Consider the following 18146-nt stretch of genomic DNA (forward strand, 5'->3'; position numbering starts at 1 on the left):
GCTTGGTAACCGAGCCTAACAACTGGGGCCGCTTCGGCCCAGACGACCAGCGTGGCACCCTGAACCTGCTGACTCCCGCCACGGTCCTGGCCGCCCTCGCCTCGGCCGCCACCGGACAGGTGATCAGCCTGGCCATGCCCATCAGGGGGGCGACCTCCTCACCTGCCCCGGCGACGGTTCCCCACCTGCGGGGCCGCCCGTTGCCGCAGCACTTCATGTCGATCGACGGCGGCGACTACGCGGCCGGGACCCGTCCCATCGGCGCGGGTCTGCGTGTGGCCGACGACGCCATCGTCGTCACCCACCACGGCGCCACGACCCACATGGACGCCCTGTGCCACATGTGGTCGGGGGAGGAGCTCTACAACGGCCACCCGGCCGCCCGGGTCAGATCGTACGGCGCGACCCGGTGCGGCATCGAGACCGTCGGCGGCGTCGTGGCCCGGGCGGTGCTCTTCGACGTTCCCCGCCACCTGGGCCTGGAGCACCTCCCGGTGGACCTGCGCGTCTCCGGCGACCTGCTGCGAGAGATCTGCGACGACGTACGGCCCGGCGACGTGGCCGTCGTCCGCACGGGCTGGCCCCTGGTGTGGAACGACTCCCCCGAGGAGTACTGGTCCGGCCAGCCGGGCCTGTCCGCCGACGCCGGCCGCTGGCTCGCCTCCCGCGACGTCGCCGTGGTGGCCTCCGACAACGCCGCCATCGGCGGCCTCAACGCCCGCCAGCTCGCCGACGAGGGGCTGGAGGACGACCTCCACATGATCCTGCTGTGGCGGCACGGCATCCACCTGGCCGAGATGCTCTGGCTGGAGGAGCTGGGTGCGGCGTGTGCGGGCCGTACGGGCAAGGACTTCGTGTTCGTCGCCGCCCCCCTGCGGATCGAAGGGGGCACCGGTAGCCCGATCACGCCCCTGGCGATCCTCTAACGCCGTCCCGGGCGCCCCCGCCCGGATTCCGCCCGAACGGTGCTCGGCGACGGTGCTCGGCGCCGACACCCCGGAGCGGAGTGTCCGCCGCGGCGCGCATCTGGCCGACCGTCGCGCCCGTCTTCTCAACGGCCACCTGTGCCGCCGGCGCCGAAGCAGGCGGGATTCAGTCCTTCGCGTCCTGCGGGTACCAGCGCAGCTCGATGGTGTTGCCGTCCGGATCCCGAACGTAGATCGACTGTGCCTCGCCTCGGGCGCCGAAGCGGCCGACGGGGCCTTCCAGCACGGTGAACACGTCCGAGGCGATGATCTGCCGCCAGTCCAGCGGCTCGACGACCAGACAGATGTGGTCCACGTTCGACTCGGCGCGCGGGCGGCCGAGCAGGTCGATGATCGTGGTCGGGCTGACCCGCACCGACGGGAACGGCACCTCACCGGCTCGCCACTCATCCACCCGGACCGGCTCCAGGCCCAGCGGTCCGCAGTAGAACTCCAGGGCCCGTTCGACGTCCTGCACGTTGAGTACCAGGTGATCGAAATCCTTGACTCGCACTCGCATGGAACAACCTTCCGTGATTCGGATCCGGTCTGGTCGGGACCGGATGCTCTGCTCGGCCCGCTGGTCGGGCAGTTGGTCGGGCAGTGGGGTCGATACCGGACCGGGGGGCGCGGCCCGCAGCGCATGGCGGCGAGCCGTGGGCCGTGACGGCCCGCAACCGGTCCCGTGATCGGGTCCCGGCCGTGGGAAAACGCTGTTATGCGTCCGGGGCGACGGTGCCGTAGACGGGTGCGCCGTTGCGCTCGTAGGTGGCGTAGATGACGCCGGCGGGAGTCGTGGCGGCCGAGGTGAGCTTCAGTCCGGCCGGGACGGTGCCCGGGGCGAACAGCCGCTTGCCCTCGCCCAGCACGACGGGGAAGATCAGCAGGCGGTACTCGTCGATCAGGTCGGCCCGCTGCAGGCCGGCGATGAGGTCGCTGCTGCCCTGCACGAGGATCTCGCCGTCGGTGCGGTTCTTGAGGGCGGCGATCGTCTGGGCGGCCTCGCCCACCAGGACCTGGGTGTTGCGCCATGTGGCGGTCATCGGCGTTGTGGTGGCGACGTACTTGGGCATGCTGTTGATCTTTGCGCCACCCTCCTCGTCGGGCACGTGGGGCCAGTGCGCCGACAGGATGTCATAGGAGCGGCGGCCCAGGAGCATGCCGTCGGCGCGCTGGAACTGCTCATCCATGATGCGGCCGAACTCCTCATCCACGTGCGGGACCAGCCAGCCGCCGTGCGGGAAGGCGTTGGAGTCGTCCTCGCCGGGGCCGCCGGGGCCCTGCATCACACCGTCCAGGGACAGGAAGGTGGAAACGACCAGCCTGCTCATGATGATCTCCCCATTGTGTACGATGTCCACATCTGGTGGACGGCTGGAACGATACACATGAATGTAGATGCTGTCCACATAAGGGAGTGAGACATGTCCGAGCGGGCCGCACCGCCCCAACGCCGCACCTACCGGCACGGCAACCTGCGCCAGGCGCTACTGGAGGCCGGCTTCGCCCTGGCCCGTACCGGCGGACCCGAGGCGGTGATACTGCGCGAGGCCACCCGCCGGGCGGGTGTGGCCCCCAACGCCGCCTACCGGCACTTCGCCGACCGCGACGCCCTCATCCACGCGGTCTCCCTGGCCGCCATGGCCGAACTGGCCCACACCATGGAGACCGAGCAGGCCGACCTGCCGCGGCTCGATGACCCGGTCCAGGCCGCCTGCGCGCGCTTCCGCGCCGTCGGCACCGGCTACCTGCGCTTCGCCCGCACCGAACCCGGGCTGTTTCGCACGGCGTTCTTCGTTCCCGCCGACATGAGCCAGGCCCAGGCCGCCCCTTCGGCGGGCACCAGCGGGCTCACGCCCTTCCAACTGCTCGGCGCCGCACTCGACGACCTGGTCACCGTCGGCCGGATGTCGGCCGAGCACCGCCCGGGCGCCGAATTCATCGTCTGGGCCGGCGTGCACGGCCTGGCCGCCCTGCTCATCGACGGGCCGCTGCGCGGTCTGCAGGACGCCCAGGCCGACGAGGCCACCCACCTGCTGATCGACATGATCGAACGCGGGCTGTGAAGCTCACACCGAATCGGACGCCGGTTCGCCGCCGCGAGCCGTACGGGATGGGCCGTCTACTCCCGGGTCACCGGCGTGCTGTTCCTCGCCCTGATCAAGCACGATCCGACCGCCCGCGCGCTGGTCATCGCCATGCCCGAAGTCTTCCCCCGGGTCCGTCACCTCACCTCCGCCGAACTGCGCGCCTTCACCCTTGAACTGGTGGAGGCGCTCTCTGACGCCGCGGAACTGGATGTCGATGTCACCGCGCAGGAAGTCATCGCGGGCCGGCGGGCGACCGCTCGGATCAAGGCCGACCCGGCGCACCACGCCCAGGCTCGCAAGGCCACAAGCGGCGATTTCGGGCCGCCCACGACGACATGACGGCCCGGCGCGCCGAACCGCGTCCTGGGCGGTGTGAGGTGGAGTTCCGTTTGAGATCGTGTTAGCCCACGGTCGTCACTTGCTCAAGTGAACCAAGGCGGAGAGCCTGGACGTCAGGATCGTCACTCCTGACGAATTCGCCGCCCTGGTCGGTGCGTTCCGCTGAGCGGTCAGACGGTCAGCGGCACCTCGTGGATCTCGTCGGCGGGGTGACCTGCCCGCTGGTGTATGCGCTGGACGGCCTCCGCGTCGGGAGCCTCCGACAGGCAGTAGATGAGGCCCTCGGCCGGGTCGGCCCACGCGTGCTCGAAGACCACCCCCTCCTCGGCCTGTATGGCGAGATCGGCGGCGTGTGCTTCGTGAAGCTGCTGATCAGTGATGCCCATCATGCCGTGATGGACGTCCATGAACTTCGTCATGGCTTCCTCCTCAACCGGCTGACCTGCCGGAACCTTCCCAGCGTAGGTCGGGCGCCGAACATCGGTCTCCCAAGGCTCTTCCAAAAGGGCGTCGACGATCTGAGCCACTTGAAAGATGTTCATCCACGGGACCTGACCATTGCTCCCCGGGACGCAACTGAGATCTCAGCGACCTACAAGTGGAGATCGGTAGCCTCCCGGCGTGAGAAAACGATCATCCACGCTGTCGGGCGTGCCCGAGCGTGTCACCCGGAGCTGACCGCGATCGCGGGCCGGACCGGGGCATCCGGAACATCCGGTAAGCCGGGTCGTTCCAGAGGTGGCGAGCCGGTCGGCGCGGTCGCCGGCCTCGCCCACGGCGGCCATCGGTGAGGTCGTCGACCCCCTGGGGACTCTGACGCGCCACCGGGCCACCGGGCCACCGGGCCACCGCGTCGCCTGCGGGCGGGTCTTGGTCAAGACTCGTCGGCGGGAAGGGCGAAGAGCCGGATGTATATCGGGCGCGAGCCGGGGGGCGCGTCCTCGGCGCGGCGGTTGTACTTCATCAGCAGCGCGATGTAGGCGTCGAAGAACTCCGCGAACTCCGCCTTGGTCATCCGGCCCATGCCGCGCGATGCCTTCGCCCAGTCGGGGTCGCGCCCGTAGGCGGCGGGGAAGCGCTCGAACAGCTCGCGATCCTCTTCCATGCCGATCCGGAGGAACTCGGCGAGGACAGGGCGATCGGCGGGGGCGAGTTGGTCGGGCGTGGGCACCCGTATGTCTCTGGGCCCCGCGGCCTTGCGCCACCAGCGTTCCCTGCCGGTCGAGCGTTCGGGGATCTCCTCGATGAAGCCGTGTTTTTCGAGCTGGCGCAGATGGTAGCTGGTCGTGCCGGTCTTGGCGCCGAGCAGCTCGCCGAGGGTCGTCGAGGTCGCGGCGCCATGCACGCTCAGGTGGCGCAGCATGAGCCGTCGCATCGGATGGGCCAGGGCCTTGAGCCTGTCCGGGTCGTCGATCAGGAACGCCTCTTCATCCTTCATGATGAGCAGCCTAGTCCTGCAGAACGATATCTGCAGACAGGTCTTTGCCGAGAAGTCTCTGCAGAATATCCTCGGCGTATGAGACGCATCCTTCCGGCGATGGCCGCCGTCCTGTGCCTGCTCGCCCCCGCGGCGACGGCGGCCGCCGCGGCACCGCCCGCTCCCGCCGTACCCTCTGACCTGAGCGCGACAGAGGTGAGCTTCCAGGGCAGCGGAGGCCTCGCCATGCATGGCACGGTCCTGTCGCCCGCCATGGCGAAGCCCACGCGCCCGGGCATGGTCCTGGTGCACGGCGCGGGCACGGGCACGCCAAGAGAGAAGCTGATGGGCGAGGCCGTCGAGTTCGCCCGAAAAGGCCTGTCCGTGCTGATCTACGACAAGCGCTCGGAAGGCTATTCGCTCTTCCGGCGGTCCTACTCGCAGCTCGCCGACGACGCGCTCGGCGCCGTGGCCGCGCTGCGTTCCCAGCCGGGCGTCGACCCGGCGAAGGTCGGCATATGGGGGCTCAGCGAGGGTGGCTGGGTGGCTCCGCTCGCGGCGTCGCGCTCGCGGGACATCGCCTTCGTCGTGCTCGTGGGAGCCAACGCGCTGCCGCCGCTGCGGCAGCAGGCCTGGGCCGTGATGGCCGGGCTGCGCAAGGCGGGGGTGTCGGGCCCGCTCGTCGATCGGGCCGAACCCAACTTGTATCGGGTGATCGCCGACGGCGGGATGTTCCCCGAGCCCTACTACGACCCCGAGCCGGTCATAACCGCCCTGCGCCAGCCGGTGCTCGGCATCTGGGGCACCCGCGACCTGCTGACCCCGCCCAGGGAGAGCCCGCCGCTGTTCGCCAGGGCGCTGGAGAAGAGCGGCAACAGGCACTACGCGTTCCACTTCTTCCCGGGCGCCGACCACGCCGCCCACCAGACCCCCGACGGCGGCGTCACCCGGCTGCCCGAGCTCGCGCCCGGCTACGCCGACCTGGTCGGATCCTGGGTCGGAGACGTCACGGCCGGTAGGCCGCCGACGGCGCGGACGTCCGGACCCGCCCCCGAGCAGGCCTCCTCGACCGTGCCGATGGCTCCCCCCGCCTGGTGGGAGTCGGCGCAGGTCCAGCTCGCCGCCCTGGTGCTGTTCCTGGTCGCCTTCGCCGGCTACCCGCTCGTCGCGCTGGTGCGGCGCCTGCGCGGCCGCTCACGGATCCCGGTGACCGGGAGCGCGCGGCTGCTCGGCGCCGGCGGGCTCGTGGCGGTGCTCGGCTCGTTCTTCTACCTGTTCTACCTGCTGACGACCGGTGGCAAGCTGGCCGTTCCCGGGCCCGTGGTGGCGGGGCGCCCGCTGGTCTGGCTGGCGCTGCAGGTCCTCGCGCTGGCCTCGGTGGTCGCCACGATCCACACCGCGCTGGCCTGGCGTCGCGCCCGCGCCTCCGTGGCGCGAGGGGAGAGGGTACGGCTCGGCCTCCTGCTCGCCGCCGGGACGGTGTTCATCCCGTGGGCTCTCTACTGGGGCCTGCTGCTCCCGTGACGAACGGGGGGTTCCTCCGTGGCCGAGCCGCGGACTGAGGGTTCCTCCGCGGCCTCCTCGCGGAGGGGGCGGGGGTCGTCCGGGTGCGCCGGCCGGTGGGTGGACGCACCCGGACCCGGTGGCCGGACCGGGACGGGTGCGCCCACCGGTCCCGTCAGGAGCCGGGGTAGCCTCCTCCGCCGTGGGCGGCGTCGAGGGCGTCGTAGTCGGGGGTGAAGCCCTTCTTGGGGATGGTCTCGACGAAGTCGACGTGCCTGGGTTTCTTGTACGAGGCCAACATGGTGCGGACGTGTTCGACGATGTCCTCGGCCGTGGCCTCGCCGTCGAGGACCACGACGGCCTTCACGGCCTGCCGCCACCGATCGTCGGGGACACCGATGACGGCGGCGTCGGCGACGGCCGGATGTGTCTTCAGCGCCCGTTCGACCTCGGCGGGATAGATGTTCTCGTTGCCGGATTTGATCATGCGGAGCCTGGGGCCGATGAAGGTGATCGTGCCGTCGGGCTCGCGCCGGCCGAGATCGCCGGTGTGGTGCCAGCCGCCGCGGCTCTTCGCCGCGTTGAGCTCGGGTCTATTGAAATAACCGGAAAAAAGCGACTTGCCGCGGGCGCAGATCTCGCCCACCTCCCCGGTGGGCACCTCGCTGCCGTCGGGGGCGAGCAGACGCACCTGGACCAGCGGCGACGGTCGCCCGGCGAGTCCGGCGGCGCCCGGCGCGAGGCCGAGGAAGGTCAGCATGCCGCCGACCTCGGTCTGGCCGTAGCCGCCCATCTTGGAGCGGCACCAGGGAGAGTCGTCCACCGTCGTCATCGCGTCCCACTCGGCCGAGTGGGAGACGAAGCGGAGGGACGTCAGGTCGTACTTGCCGTCCTTGTTCGCCTCCGCCACCGCGTCGATCATCTGGCCGAACAGGAACGCCTGGGTGACCTTCTCCGCGTCGATCAGCCGGCAGACCTCCTGGGCGTCGAACGCCGGGGTGAACACGTTCGTCCCGCCGATCTGCAGGGTGGCCAGGCAGAACATCATCGTGCCCACGTGGAACAGCGGGCCGTTGCAGAGGAAGGTGAAACCGTCCTCCATCTGGCGGACCACCAGCAGCGCGGTGCTGTGCGCGATCAGCGCCGCGCTGCTGAGCAGGGCCGCGTTCGGGCGGCCGTCGAAGGCGGCGGTGTAGAGCGCGAGCACCGGGGCCGAGTCGTCACCGGGCGCGGAGGCGGGCGCGTCCGGGGGAGTGCCGGTCGATCCGCTCGCGAAGACCCCGACGGGGCCGCCCGAGAGGATGCCGGCGGGCACCTCCGGGCCGGGGGTGGCCGACCCCTCGGACAGGAACGCCTCGTAGGCGGCGCCCGCCTGGATCCAGCCGTCACCGCTCAGCGGGGCGACGACCTCCGACCACTCCCACACGACGACCTTCGGGACGAGGTCGTCCACGATGAAGGCCAGCTCGTCGGCGGACTGCCGCCAGTTGGCCGGGCAGAAGATCGCGCCGAGCCGGGAGGCGGCGAGCAGCAGCTCCAGCACCGCGTGGCTGTTGCGGCCGAGCCACAGGACCCGCTCTCCGGCGGCGACACCCCGTGCGGCCAGCGCGTTCGCCAGGCGGGTGACCCGCTCGTCGAATTCGGGATAGGTGAGCCGCGCCTCGCCGTCCACCACCGCCGTCACCAGGGGGCGGCTGCGGGCGTGCTCGGACAGGACGTCGGACAGGGTCAACCGATGGATCATCGCGCCTCCTGCTGGGGGATGGCGTACGGCCCGCGCCCTTCCATCCGTGACCGGCCCGAGCCGTACGGGACAGATCAGTTGAAAGCTGGCATGACTTCGGCGGCGAAGAAGCGCATGACCTTCTTCATGTCCTCCAGCGGCATCGGCCTGGTACTGCCGAAGTCGCAGAGCAGGTCGGCGAACCCGGCGTCCTGGAGCAACCGGATCTGGCCGATCACCCGCTCGGGGTCGCCGATGACCTCCAGCTGCTCCCAGCGGAAGTCGGCGGAGACCGAACCGCCCTTGAGATAGCGGTCCTGGTAGTACTCGAACCCCTGGGCGGCCTTGCCGGTCCGGGAGTCGATCGGCGAGCTCTTGTCGTTGAAGATCCGGGACCGGTCGAACATCGTCTCGAACCTGGCCTGGTCCTCGCGGGCCTGCTCGACCGTCGGGGCCACGTAGACGCTGCGGGCGACCACCAGCTCCGCCGCGGACACCTCGTGCCCGGCCCGCCCCGCGGTGTCCCGCCAGGTCTCGGCCGCCTGGACCACCTTGCGGAAGGGCGCCGCGGGATCGGCCAGGATGGGCAGGCCGCGCTCGGCGTACATGGTCACGGTCTCCGGGGACACCGCCGCCACGTGGATCGGCGGGAACGGGGTCTGGGCCGGCCGGGGAACGAGCTCCACCTCGGTGCCGGTCCGGTAGAACTTGCCCTCGTGCCCGAAGGAGGAGCTGCCCCAGAGGCCGAGAACGACCTCCAGGGCCTCGTTGAACCGGTCGCGGGCCTCGGCCAGGTCGATGCCGAAGCCCTCGAACTCGAAGCTCTGATAGCCGCGCCCGATGCCCAGGTCCAGCCGCCCTCCCGAGAGCACGTCCACCATGGCCGCCTCCTCGGCGACGTGGACCGGGTTGTGCAGCGGGAGGACCACGATGCCGGTCCCCAGCCGCAGCCTCTCGGTGCGCGCGGCCATGTGGGCCAGCATCGTGAACAGGTTCGGCACCACGCCGTAGTCGCGGAAGTGGTGCTCGGCCAGCCGTACCCCGTGAAAGCCCAGTTCCTCGGCGAGCTCGACCAGCTCAAGGTGGTAGTCGTAGACGTCCTTGAAGCTCTGGCCGTCGAACCGGTGGAAGAGGTGGAAGGTCGAGAACTTCATCGGTTGTCCCCTGGCGGTCGTCTCCGTGTGTCCCGTGCCGCGCTTCGGGTACGGCGGACCGTACGTAACCAAGCGCTCGCTTGGTCGAGCGTATCAGTGGTTGCCGCGGACGGTCCAGGTGACGGACTGCGTCAGGAACTTCTCGCGGTAGTCCGGGTCGCGCACGTCGGCGGTCCCGTCGGAGACGACCGCGGTGACGGTGCCGCCGTCGCCCATCCCGTTGACCTCCACCGACGTGCGGCCCCGCCAGGGCCGGTGCTCCCTGCCGTCGCGGTACCAGCGCACCGACAGCGTCGGGATCGGCGCGGGGGTCACCGAGAGCGTCGACTTGCGCCCCACCGGCAGGTCGTCGGGCGTGTGGGCGTCGATCGGCCGGGCGATCGCGTAGAAGGACTGGATCATCTTCTCCCTGCCGACCGAGTTGAACTCGCGGCCGAGCGACTTCATCAGCGAGTTGGAGGTGGGCCGGTAGACGCCGTACTGGGTGTAGTACCCGCCCTCGTAGGCGCCGACGACGTCGCCGTCGGGGCTGGGCGCACCGAGCCAGTACCACCACTTGGCCCGCTCGGCGCGCATGCGCTCGGCGTCGCGCACGCTGACGTTGACCTCGGCGAACTCGGGGCCGTCATAGCGGCTGCCGTCGCCCGGGTAGGCGTAGTAGTCGTACTCGTCGGCCAGGTCGCCCAGCGAGTGACCGAGCTCGTGCGGCAGGACCTCTCCGGCGCGCTCGTTGCCGCCGGAGAAGGTCGCCATCTCCTCGTCGGTGTAGCCCGCGCCGCCGTACTTGACGGAGTTGGCCATCGCGGCGATCTGGTCCATGTCGGGAGCCAGTGCGGCGTAGGCCTTGGCGCGCTCCTCGTTCACGCAGAGCAGCCGCTCCAGGCCGTCGCACCAGAAGGTCATCCCGAGCGGGGTGTTCCTGACCACGTCGCGGGCGGGGTCGCCGCTCACGCCGGAGGTGGGCGAGGGGATGTCGACACGCCAGACGTTGAACAGCCTGCGGTAGCTCTTGAAGGGCTCACGGCCGGACAGCAGCGCCCACTTCGCGGCCACCTGGTCGCCGTAGACGCCGAGTTCGGCCCCGGTGTAGCCGTCGCCGACGAAGACCAGATCGATCCGGTTCGCGCTCGGCCCGTTGACCTCGACGGGGGTGAGCTTCGCCGCGGACGTGGCGAGGGAGCGTGCCTTCGGGCCCGCGGTGGCGGGAACCCGGGCACGGGTGATGGTGCCGTCCTCGGCGAAGACCTCGACCGGCCTGCTCGGTGTCGTCGAATCGGTCGGGGTGGGCACCGGAGCCGGAGCGGCGGCCAGGGCGGGGGCGGCGGCCGGTGCGATCGCGCAGGCGGTCGCCACGGCCGCCGCGCCCAGGAGGAAGATTCGGCGCACAGGAATTCCTTTCAAGAAATGTCGTGAGATGCGCTGATCTTCGGTGCCGGGCGGTAACACCTCGATCACGTGAAGGTGACAAGACGGCCCGCCGGAATCGGGAAGGTGGAGATAAGCGCAGCTCAGCGGCTTTCCATCACCGGGGAGTGATGGAAAGTGGGATGGGGGCTTACGCTCGTGCGGTGAGCCTGGAACTGCGGCACCTGCGCGTCTTGTGTGCCATATCGGACACCGGCAGCCTGACCCGGGCCGCCGCCCTGCTGGGCACCACCCAGCCCGCGCTCTCGGCGCAGCTCCAGCGGATCGAGCGGATCATCGGCGGCAGGCTCTTCGACCGTGACCGTCACGGCGCCAGCCCCACCCCGCTCGGCGACTTCGTGCTCGCCCGGGCCCGTACCGTGCTGAGCGGCATGGACGAGCTGCTGCTCGGCGCCGCCGCCCGCCCCGCAGGCGGCCCGGTACGGCTCGGCGGGATCGACGGGCCGATCCTGGTCGGGCTGGTCGACCGGCTCGGCGACCTGCTCGGCGGCCGGGAGGTCACCTCCTACGCCGACGCGGCGCCGCGGCTCCTGTGCGACCTGGTCGCGGCCCGGCGCCTGGACGCGGCCGTGGTCGTCGACTACGTCGGCCACGAACTGCGCCCGGTCCCGCCGCTGCGCCACGAACAGGTCGCCGCCGAGCCCGTGTTCGTGGCGCTCGCCGGCGGCCACCCCCTGGCGGGCCACGCCGAGCTCGACCTGGCCGACCTGGCAGGGGAGGCGTGGGTGCTGTCGCCGCCCGACGGGGGCGGCTGGCCCGAGTGCTTCCGCACGGCCTGCCACCGGGCCGGATTCGTTCCGCACGCGCCGCACCAGGCCGCGGACGCCTGGACCATCAGGGAGATCGTCATCTCCGGCCGGGCCATCGCGCCGTGCCGGGCCACCTTCGCCGAGAGCGATGGGCTGGTCATCCGCCCGATGCGCGGCGACCCGCTGATGATGCGGCATCTACTCGTGTGGCATCCCCAGGGCGGGCTGGCCGCCCACGTGCCGGCCGTACGGGATCTCGCGGCGCGGGTCTTCGCCGACCACGCCCGGGAACGCCCGAGGTATCGGGAATGGCGCAGCCGGTAACGTTCCTCGGGTGACAGTCCTTCTGCCCGGTGTCGCGCTCACCGACCATGTCTTCACCGTCCCCCTCGACCACGCCGACCCCGGCGGTCCGACGATCGAGGTCTTCGCGCGAGAGGCGGTGGATCCGGCCAAGCGGGATCAGGACCTGCCGTGGCTGGTCTTCTTCCAGGGCGGTCCCGGCGGCAAGGCCCCGAGGCCGGCCACGGCGGACGGCTGGCTGGGCCACGCGCTGAAGACCCACCGGGTGCTGCTGCTCGACCAGCGGGGGACCGGCCGCAGCACCCCGATCACCGCCAGGACGGTCACCGGGACCGACGCCGAGCTCGCCGCTCTACTGCGGCACTACCGCGCCGACGCCATCGTGGCCGACGCCGAGCTGATCCGGCGTGAGCTCTGCGGTGACCGGCCGTGGGAGAGCCTCGGCCAGAGCTTCGGCGGATTCATCACGCTGACCTACCTCTCCCGGGCCCCCGAGGGGCTGGCGGCCTGCTACGTCACCGGTGGCCTGGCCGGGCTCCAGGCCACCGCCGACGACGTCTACGCCCGCACCTATCCGCGGGTCCGCGGCAAGGCGGAGCGCTACTTCGCCCGCTACCCCGGCGACTCCGCCCGGCTGGACGCCATCGCCGCCCACCTGCGCCGTGAGAAGGTCCTGCTTCCCGACGGCGACCTGCTGACCGTGCGCCGCCTGCAGACCATGGGCCTGTGCCTGGGGATGAGCGACGGCCCGCAGTACCTGCACTGGGTGCTGGAGGAGGCCTGGAACGGCGACCGGCTCTCCGACCTGTTCCTGTACGAGGTCATGATGGCCACCGGTTTCGTCGGCAACCCCCTCTACGCGGTCCTGCACGAGTCGGTCTACGCCCAGGGCGCGGCCACCGCCTGGTCGGCGCACCGGCTGCTGCCCGAGGAGTTCGCCGAGGACGCCGAGCCGCTGCTGCCCGTCGGCGAAATGATCTACCCCTGGATGTTCGACGAGATCGCCGCCCTGCGCCCGTTCAGGGGCGCCGCCGAGATCCTCGCCGCCGCCTCTGACTGGCCCGCCCTCTACGATCCGGTACGGCTGGCCGCCAACCGGGTCCCGGTGGCCGCCGTCGTCTACTACGACGACATGTACGTCGACGAGGAGCTGTCGATGCGGACCGCCCGCACGGTCGGCAACGTGCGGACCTGGGTGACCAACGAGCTGGAGCACGACGGCGTCCGAGCCTCCGGCGCCCTGGTCCTGGCCCGCCTGATGGACATGGTCGGCGGAGTCTACGGCTGAGCGCCGCCGCCGATGCCGCCGACGACGCCTACGGCGAGCCGACGCCTACGGCTGAGCGCCGGCGCCTACGGCCGTGCGCCGGCGGTGAGGGGGCGGGCTCGCCGACGGCGTCACGTCAGGCCCGCGTGACGCCCGGAATCCCGGATCGCACGGGCGATTCAGGGGACGAGGAGCTCGGCCAGCGGCAGCCGTACCTGGAAGCGGGTGTCGCCGGGCACCGACTCGACGCGCAGGTCGCCGCCGTGCCGGCCGGCCACGATGCGGAAGGAGATGTCCAGGCCCAGGCCGGTGCCCTCGCCGACGGCCTTGGTGGTGAAGAACGGCTCGAAGATCCGTTCCCGCAACTCCTCGGGGACACCGGGGCCGGTGTCGCAGATCTCGATCAGGGCGGTCGTGTCGTGCTCCAGGCGGGTGCGGACGGTCAGCGTGCCGGTGCCCTCCATGGCGTCCAGCGCGTTGTGGATCAGGTTGGTCCACACCTGGTTGAGCTCCCCGGCGTAGGCGGGGATCGGCGGCAGCTCGGGGTCGTAGTCGGTGGCCACGCTGATCCCCGGCGGGATCTTGCCCCGGAACATGGTGAGCGTGCTTTCCAGGAGCTCCCGGACGTCCACCGTCTGGTAGGGCGCCCGGTCCATCTGGGAGTACTGCTTGGCGGAGGCGAGCAGCGAGGAGATCCGCTCGGTCGCGTCGGTCACCTCGTCCAGCATCTGCGAGATCTCGGTGGCCTCGGCGAGCCAGTGCATCGCCGAGGACAGGTGTTCGTTCCCGACCGCGTTGCGGACCTTCTCCAGCCCGCCGGGACCGAACCCCGCGGCCACCAGCGGCGGTGCGAGCTCCCAGCCCTCGTCCACCCCCGCCTCCTCCAGCGCGTCACCCAGCTCGTCCTCGGCGTCGGAGATCTCCAGCGGGGATCGCGGGGGCACCTTCGTGGCCTTCTCCGCGCAGCTCTCCTGCATGTCGATCAACGCGCGCAGCCGCTCGGCCGAGATGCCCAGCTCGGTCAGCTCGGCCAGCCGCCGCCGCGACGACCGGGTCTTGTCCCGCAGCTCGCCCACGGCGCGCACGGCCGCGGCCGCGGGATTGTTGAGCTCGTGGGTGAGCCCGGCGGTGATCGTGCCGAGCGCGGTCAGCCGCTGCCGCCGGTCGATGATCTCGCGCTGGGCGAGCCCGCCGAGCCGTACCCCGTCGAGCAGGTGGACGGCCATCGGGAACCACTGGCCGATCATCAGGCCGTACTTCTTGGCCGGAAGCGCGAACAGCCGCGAGGGCTTGGTCGCGCGCAGCGAGTGGAAGTAAGTGGCCGGGGCGCGGTCACCCAGGTAGGCGGAGGTCGCTCCGGCGTAGACCCCGGGCTGGGAGGTGGGGGTCATGGTGACCACCCCGGCGGGGGTCTCGGTGGACATGACGACCTCGCCCTCGATGAGCACGAGGAAGCACTCGGACGGGTCACCCTGCCGGATGATCGTCACACCCGCGTCGAACTCGCGCTCCTCGCCGTGGGAGGCCAGCCACTCCAGCTTCTCGTCGTCGAGTTTCTCGAAGAGGAACAGCCCGCGCAGCACGTCTTTGCTGATCATAAGAGCTCCTTGGTCGCCCATGGTCCACACGCAGTGCCCGGCGGGGTCCTGGACTCGCTCCGTCATGCCTTTTCCAGATAGCGGTGAACGAGGGCCACGGCCATCGCCCCCTCGCCGACCGCGGAGGCGACCCGCTTGATCGAGTCGGCGCGGACGTCTCCGGCGGCGAAGACCCCGGGGACGTTGGTCTCCAGGTGGTACGGCTCGCGGCGGAGGGGCCAGTTGCGGGGACGGTTCTCGGCGGCGGTCAGGTCGGGTCCGGTGAGGACGAATCCCCTGGCGTCGCGCTCGATCGTGTCGCCGAGCCAGTCGGTGAACGGCTGGGCGCCGATGAAGACGAACAGCCACTCGGCGTCGACCGTCCGCTCGCCGTCCGGCCCCTTCAGCGTGAGCCGTTCCAGGTGGTCCTCACCCTCCGCGCCGATCACCTCGGTCCCGGTGTGCACCTCGATGTTGGGGATGTTCGAGATCTGCTCGATCAGATAGTGCGACATGGACTTCTCCAGCCCGTCGCTGCGGACGATCAGATGGACCGTGCTGGCGTATCCCGACAGGTAGACCGCGCCCTGGCCCGCGGAGTTGGCCGCGCCCACGATGTAGACGTCATGGTCCCTGCACTCGGGGGCCTCGGTCACGGCCGCGCCGTAGTAGACCCCCTGGCCCACGAAGTCGTCCAGGCCGGGCGCGGTCAGCCGCCGGTAGGAGACGCCGGTGGCCAGGATCACGGTGTGTGCGGCGATGCTGCTGCCGTCGGCGAAGCCGACCACCTTGGCCTGGCCCTTGACCTCCAGGCTGGTGACCCTGCGCGCGGTGAGCAGCTCGGCACCGAACTTCAGCGCCTGACGGCGGGCGCGTTCGGCGAGCTGGGAGCCGGAGACGCCGTCGGGAAAGCCCAGGTAGTTCTCGATGCGGGAGCTCTGGCCGGCCTGACCGCCGGAGGCGTGCTGCTCGACCATGACCGTGCGCAGTCCCTCCGAGGCCCCGTAGACCGCCGCGCCCAGCCCGCCGGGACCGCCGCCGATGACGATCAGGTCGTAGAAGTCGGTGGCGGGGGAGGTGGACAGGCCCACGGCTATGGCCAGCTCGGAAGTGCTCGGGGCGGTGAGCTTCGTGCCGTCGGAGGTGATGACCACCGGCAGCCTGGCCGGGCTGATCTCGTCGTCCTCACCGGCCGCGGCGAGCAACTGCGCGCCCTCGGGGTCGTCGGCCAGCATCCAGCGGTAGGGCACCTGGTTGCGGGACAGGAAGTCACGGATCTTGTAGGACCTGGCCGACCAGCGCGCCCCGACCACCCGCAGCTCGGCGGACTCGCGCCGGTCGGCGCGGTGCCAGGCGTCGAGCAGGGAGTCGAGGACCGGGTAGAACTTCTCCTCCGGCGGGTCCCACGGCTTGAGCATGTAGTGGTCGAGGTCCACCACGTTGATCGCCTGGATCGCCGCGTCGGTGTCGGCGTAGGCGGTCAGCAGCACGCGGCGGGCATGGGGATACAGGTCCATGGCCTGCTCCAGGAACTCCACGCCGTTCATCTGGGGCATCCGGTAGTCGGCGAGGATCGCCGCGACGTCGTCGCCCCGCAGTCGCAGCTGGCGGACGCTCTCCATCCCCTCGGCCGCGGTGTCGGCCCGGACGACGCGGTAGGAACTGCCGTAACGGCGCCGTAGATCGCGCGCCACCGACCGCGAGACCCCCGGATCGTCGTCGACCGTCATGATGACCGGCTTGTCCATGACCTACCTTCCCCCGATATGGGACAACCTCCTTCGAAGGATGTCACATCCGCTGTTGGCGGATCACCTTGCCGGAAGGTCGGGGGCGGGGCATCCCGCGGCGCGAAGCAGGGCGGCCGGGCGGCCCTGGCCCGCGCGCAGGCGGGTGAATTCCGGGTCGCTGGTCCAGAACTCGCGCAGCGACTCGTGCCCGACCCGGTCGGCGATGATCTGCAGGGCGATGTCGTGCCTGATGTATTCCACGGCCATCAGGACCACGGCCGGATCCTCGGTGTAGACGCCCCAGGCCGTGCCGTTCAGGAACCCGCCGACCAGGGCCTCGCGCCGGTCGCCCGCGACGACCAGGAGACGGCAGCCCAGATTCTCCATGACCACGTCGGGAGTGGAGAAGCGGTGTTCGTACAGGTGCCCGACCGCGTCCTGGGCGGGGCCGAAGTGCATCACCGAAGCCTCGACGCCACGCTCGACCGCCCGCCTGACCAGCGGGGACAGCCGTCGCATCTCCTCGGGCCAGATGGACATGAACAGGTCGGTGTGCGAGCCGGCCACCACGTCCTCGGCCCGGGCGAGCAACGCCTCGGAGTCCTTGAGGTTGTGGATCAGGTGGGCCTGGGGCGGCGCCACGATCGTGGGCAGCGAGGCCTGTAGCGACTCGATCGAGTCGTCGAACTCCCGGCGCATGCGTTCCAGCAGGGATCGGGGTGGCAGCGGCAGGTAGTCGGTGGCGTCCTCGGCGCCGCGCACCTCGTAGGCGGCTCCCTTGGCCACCAGCTTGCCCAGCGTCTCGTAGACCGTGCTGCGTGGCACGCCCGAACGCTTGGCCACCTCGTAACCGTTGAGCGGCTGCCCGGAGCCGACCAGCGTGACATAGGCCTTGGCTTCGTAACCCGACATGCCCAGGCGCTGCAACTGTTCCACTACGTCCCGCATCGCAGTCATCGTACGGTGCGCGGCGACAGTTTTGTGGTGTCCTAAAGCACCTGATTGGGCTTTGTATTTACCGACATGGATTCCGGTCGCGAAATCGCCTCACCGAATCGGTGTCGAAAGCCTTCCGGTGATCTTTAGCAGAAGCCGAATCGGATTCGTTATGAGTGATCCGGCGCCCGGCGGACAGGGGTGCCACGCGTGTTTCAGGGGAGCGGTCCCAGGGCTTTGAGGGCGAGGTCGAGGACGGTGTCGGCGTAGGCGTGGGTCAGGGGATTGGTGCGCAGCATCCAGCGGTGGTAGATCGGCGCGTACAGCACCTCTACGGCGAGGTCGAGATCCACTTCCTCGCTCACCTGACCGGCCTCCTGCCCGGCGCGCAGCCTGTCCTTGGTGACCTCCAGGAGCGGTCTGAGGACGCGTCCGGTGATCTCGGCGTTGAGCTTGGGGTCGGTGAGCGACTCGACGGTGAGCGCCCGGGTCATCGTGTCGAACGCGGGGTCGTTGTACTCGTCGACGATGGCCCGCAGCACGACCCGCAGGTCGGCCCTGAGGTCGCCGGTGTCGGGCAGGGCGATGGAGCCCTCCTCGTCCTCGCTGAGGGACAGCGCCGCGTCGACGAGCACCGCGCCCTTGGACGGCCACCAGCGATAGATCGTCTGCTTGCCCACGCCCGCGCGGGCGGCGATCGCCTCGATGGTCAGCTTGGCGTAGCCGAGCTCGCCGAGCAGGGCGATCGCGGCGCTCAGGATGGCCCGGCGCGACTGCTCGCTACGGCGGGTCGGGTTGGGCGTCTTCATCCGGCGAATATACCAAGAGCGAGCCGAACCGTCTCGTCTTGTCAGCGGCTCGAACGCATCCGCATCCGCATCCGCATCTGCGGAACGCCGGGAGCCCGCTCCCGCCCCCGGCGCAACGCCGAAGGCCGCGACCGCCCCCGGCAGGGCGGTCGCGGCCTT

Annotated in this window: 17 protein-coding genes; 6 read left to right on the forward strand and 11 right to left on the reverse strand. The window is 70.6% G+C overall.

Annotated elements, in window-relative coordinates:
* Window positions 1-2: 2 nt before the first annotated feature.
* Window positions 3-926 carry a cyclase family protein gene (locus ACQPYK_RS10900; RefSeq protein ID WP_433253745.1) on the forward strand — a complete coding sequence of 308 codons (924 nt, stop codon included), beginning with the start codon at window positions 3-5 and terminating at the stop codon, window positions 924-926.
* 166 nt (window positions 927-1092) lie between these two features.
* Here the strand turns inward: ACQPYK_RS10900 and ACQPYK_RS10905 are convergent, their stop codons facing one another.
* Both ACQPYK_RS10905 and ACQPYK_RS10910 read right to left on the reverse strand, forming a co-directional pair.
* On the reverse strand, window positions 1093-1485 hold the full coding sequence (locus tag ACQPYK_RS10905; protein WP_433253747.1) for a VOC family protein: 393 nt from the start codon (window positions 1483-1485) through the stop codon (window positions 1093-1095).
* A gap of 196 nt (window positions 1486-1681) precedes the next feature.
* Window positions 1682-2296, reverse strand: coding sequence for a dihydrofolate reductase family protein (locus ACQPYK_RS10910; RefSeq protein ID WP_433253749.1), 615 nt, complete (start codon window positions 2294-2296; stop codon window positions 1682-1684).
* Window positions 2297-2389: 93 nt separating this feature from the next.
* Between ACQPYK_RS10910 and ACQPYK_RS10915 the strand changes: the two genes are divergently transcribed.
* On the forward strand, window positions 2390-3031 hold the full coding sequence (locus ACQPYK_RS10915; protein WP_433253751.1) for a TetR/AcrR family transcriptional regulator: 642 nt from the start codon (window positions 2390-2392) through the stop codon (window positions 3029-3031).
* Between the two features lie 75 nt (window positions 3032-3106).
* Window positions 3107-3394, forward strand: a complete 288-nt coding sequence (locus ACQPYK_RS10920) for a hypothetical protein (RefSeq protein ID WP_433253753.1) — start codon at window positions 3107-3109, stop codon at window positions 3392-3394.
* A gap of 170 nt (window positions 3395-3564) precedes the next feature.
* On the opposite strand, the gene ACQPYK_RS10925 is transcribed toward ACQPYK_RS10920, so the two are convergent.
* Entirely contained in the window at window positions 3565-3813 is a 249-nt protein-coding gene (locus ACQPYK_RS10925; RefSeq protein WP_433253755.1) for an SCO4226 family nickel-binding protein, read from the reverse strand.
* Window positions 3814-4268: 455 nt separating this feature from the next.
* A complete protein-coding gene (locus ACQPYK_RS10930) occupies window positions 4269-4832 on the reverse strand; it encodes an ArsR/SmtB family transcription factor (protein WP_433253757.1) in 564 nt (187 codons plus the stop codon).
* A gap of 78 nt (window positions 4833-4910) precedes the next feature.
* Between ACQPYK_RS10930 and ACQPYK_RS10935 the strand changes: the two genes are divergently transcribed.
* Window positions 4911-6335 carry an alpha/beta hydrolase gene (locus tag ACQPYK_RS10935; RefSeq protein WP_433253759.1) on the forward strand — a complete coding sequence of 475 codons (1425 nt, stop codon included), beginning with the start codon at window positions 4911-4913 and terminating at the stop codon, window positions 6333-6335.
* 154 nt (window positions 6336-6489) lie between these two features.
* Here ACQPYK_RS10935 and ACQPYK_RS10940 read toward each other — a convergent pair whose 3' ends face one another.
* From ACQPYK_RS10940 to ACQPYK_RS10950, 3 genes are all read right to left on the reverse strand, one after another.
* Window positions 6490-8058 carry an AMP-binding protein gene (locus tag ACQPYK_RS10940; protein ID WP_433253761.1) on the reverse strand — a complete coding sequence of 523 codons (1569 nt, stop codon included), beginning with the start codon at window positions 8056-8058 and terminating at the stop codon, window positions 6490-6492.
* Window positions 8059-8132: 74 nt separating this feature from the next.
* Window positions 8133-9191, reverse strand: a complete 1059-nt coding sequence (locus ACQPYK_RS10945; protein ID WP_433253763.1) for an LLM class flavin-dependent oxidoreductase — start codon at window positions 9189-9191, stop codon at window positions 8133-8135.
* A gap of 93 nt (window positions 9192-9284) precedes the next feature.
* Entirely contained in the window at window positions 9285-10577 is a 1293-nt protein-coding gene (locus tag ACQPYK_RS10950) for a M64 family metallopeptidase (protein ID WP_433253764.1), read from the reverse strand.
* A 182-nt stretch (window positions 10578-10759) separates the two neighbouring features.
* Between ACQPYK_RS10950 and ACQPYK_RS10955 the strand changes: the two genes are divergently transcribed.
* Together ACQPYK_RS10955 and ACQPYK_RS10960 are read left to right on the forward strand one after the other, a co-directional pair.
* On the forward strand, window positions 10760-11689 hold the full coding sequence (locus ACQPYK_RS10955) for a LysR family transcriptional regulator (protein WP_433253766.1): 930 nt from the start codon (window positions 10760-10762) through the stop codon (window positions 11687-11689).
* Between the two features lie 10 nt (window positions 11690-11699).
* A complete protein-coding gene (locus ACQPYK_RS10960; RefSeq protein ID WP_433253768.1) occupies window positions 11700-12956 on the forward strand; it encodes an alpha/beta fold hydrolase in 1257 nt (418 codons plus the stop codon).
* A gap of 158 nt (window positions 12957-13114) precedes the next feature.
* Here ACQPYK_RS10960 and ACQPYK_RS10965 read toward each other — a convergent pair whose 3' ends face one another.
* The 4 genes from ACQPYK_RS10965 to ACQPYK_RS10980 form a co-directional block, all read right to left on the reverse strand.
* Window positions 13115-14533, reverse strand: coding sequence for an ATP-binding protein (locus tag ACQPYK_RS10965; protein ID WP_433253770.1), 1419 nt, complete (start codon window positions 14531-14533; stop codon window positions 13115-13117).
* A gap of 62 nt (window positions 14534-14595) precedes the next feature.
* Window positions 14596-16260, reverse strand: coding sequence for an FAD-dependent oxidoreductase (locus tag ACQPYK_RS10970; protein WP_433253772.1), 1665 nt, complete (start codon window positions 16258-16260; stop codon window positions 14596-14598).
* A 63-nt stretch (window positions 16261-16323) separates the two neighbouring features.
* A complete protein-coding gene (locus tag ACQPYK_RS10975) occupies window positions 16324-17190 on the reverse strand; it encodes a TrmB family transcriptional regulator (protein ID WP_433253774.1) in 867 nt (288 codons plus the stop codon).
* A 203-nt stretch (window positions 17191-17393) separates the two neighbouring features.
* Entirely contained in the window at window positions 17394-17987 is a 594-nt protein-coding gene (locus ACQPYK_RS10980; protein WP_433253776.1) for a TetR/AcrR family transcriptional regulator, read from the reverse strand.
* Between the last annotated feature and the right edge of the window lie 159 nt (window positions 17988-18146).

The organism is Streptosporangium sp. CA-135522 (assembly GCF_050949235.1).
GTDB lineage: Bacteria > Actinomycetota > Actinomycetes > Streptosporangiales > Streptosporangiaceae > Streptosporangium.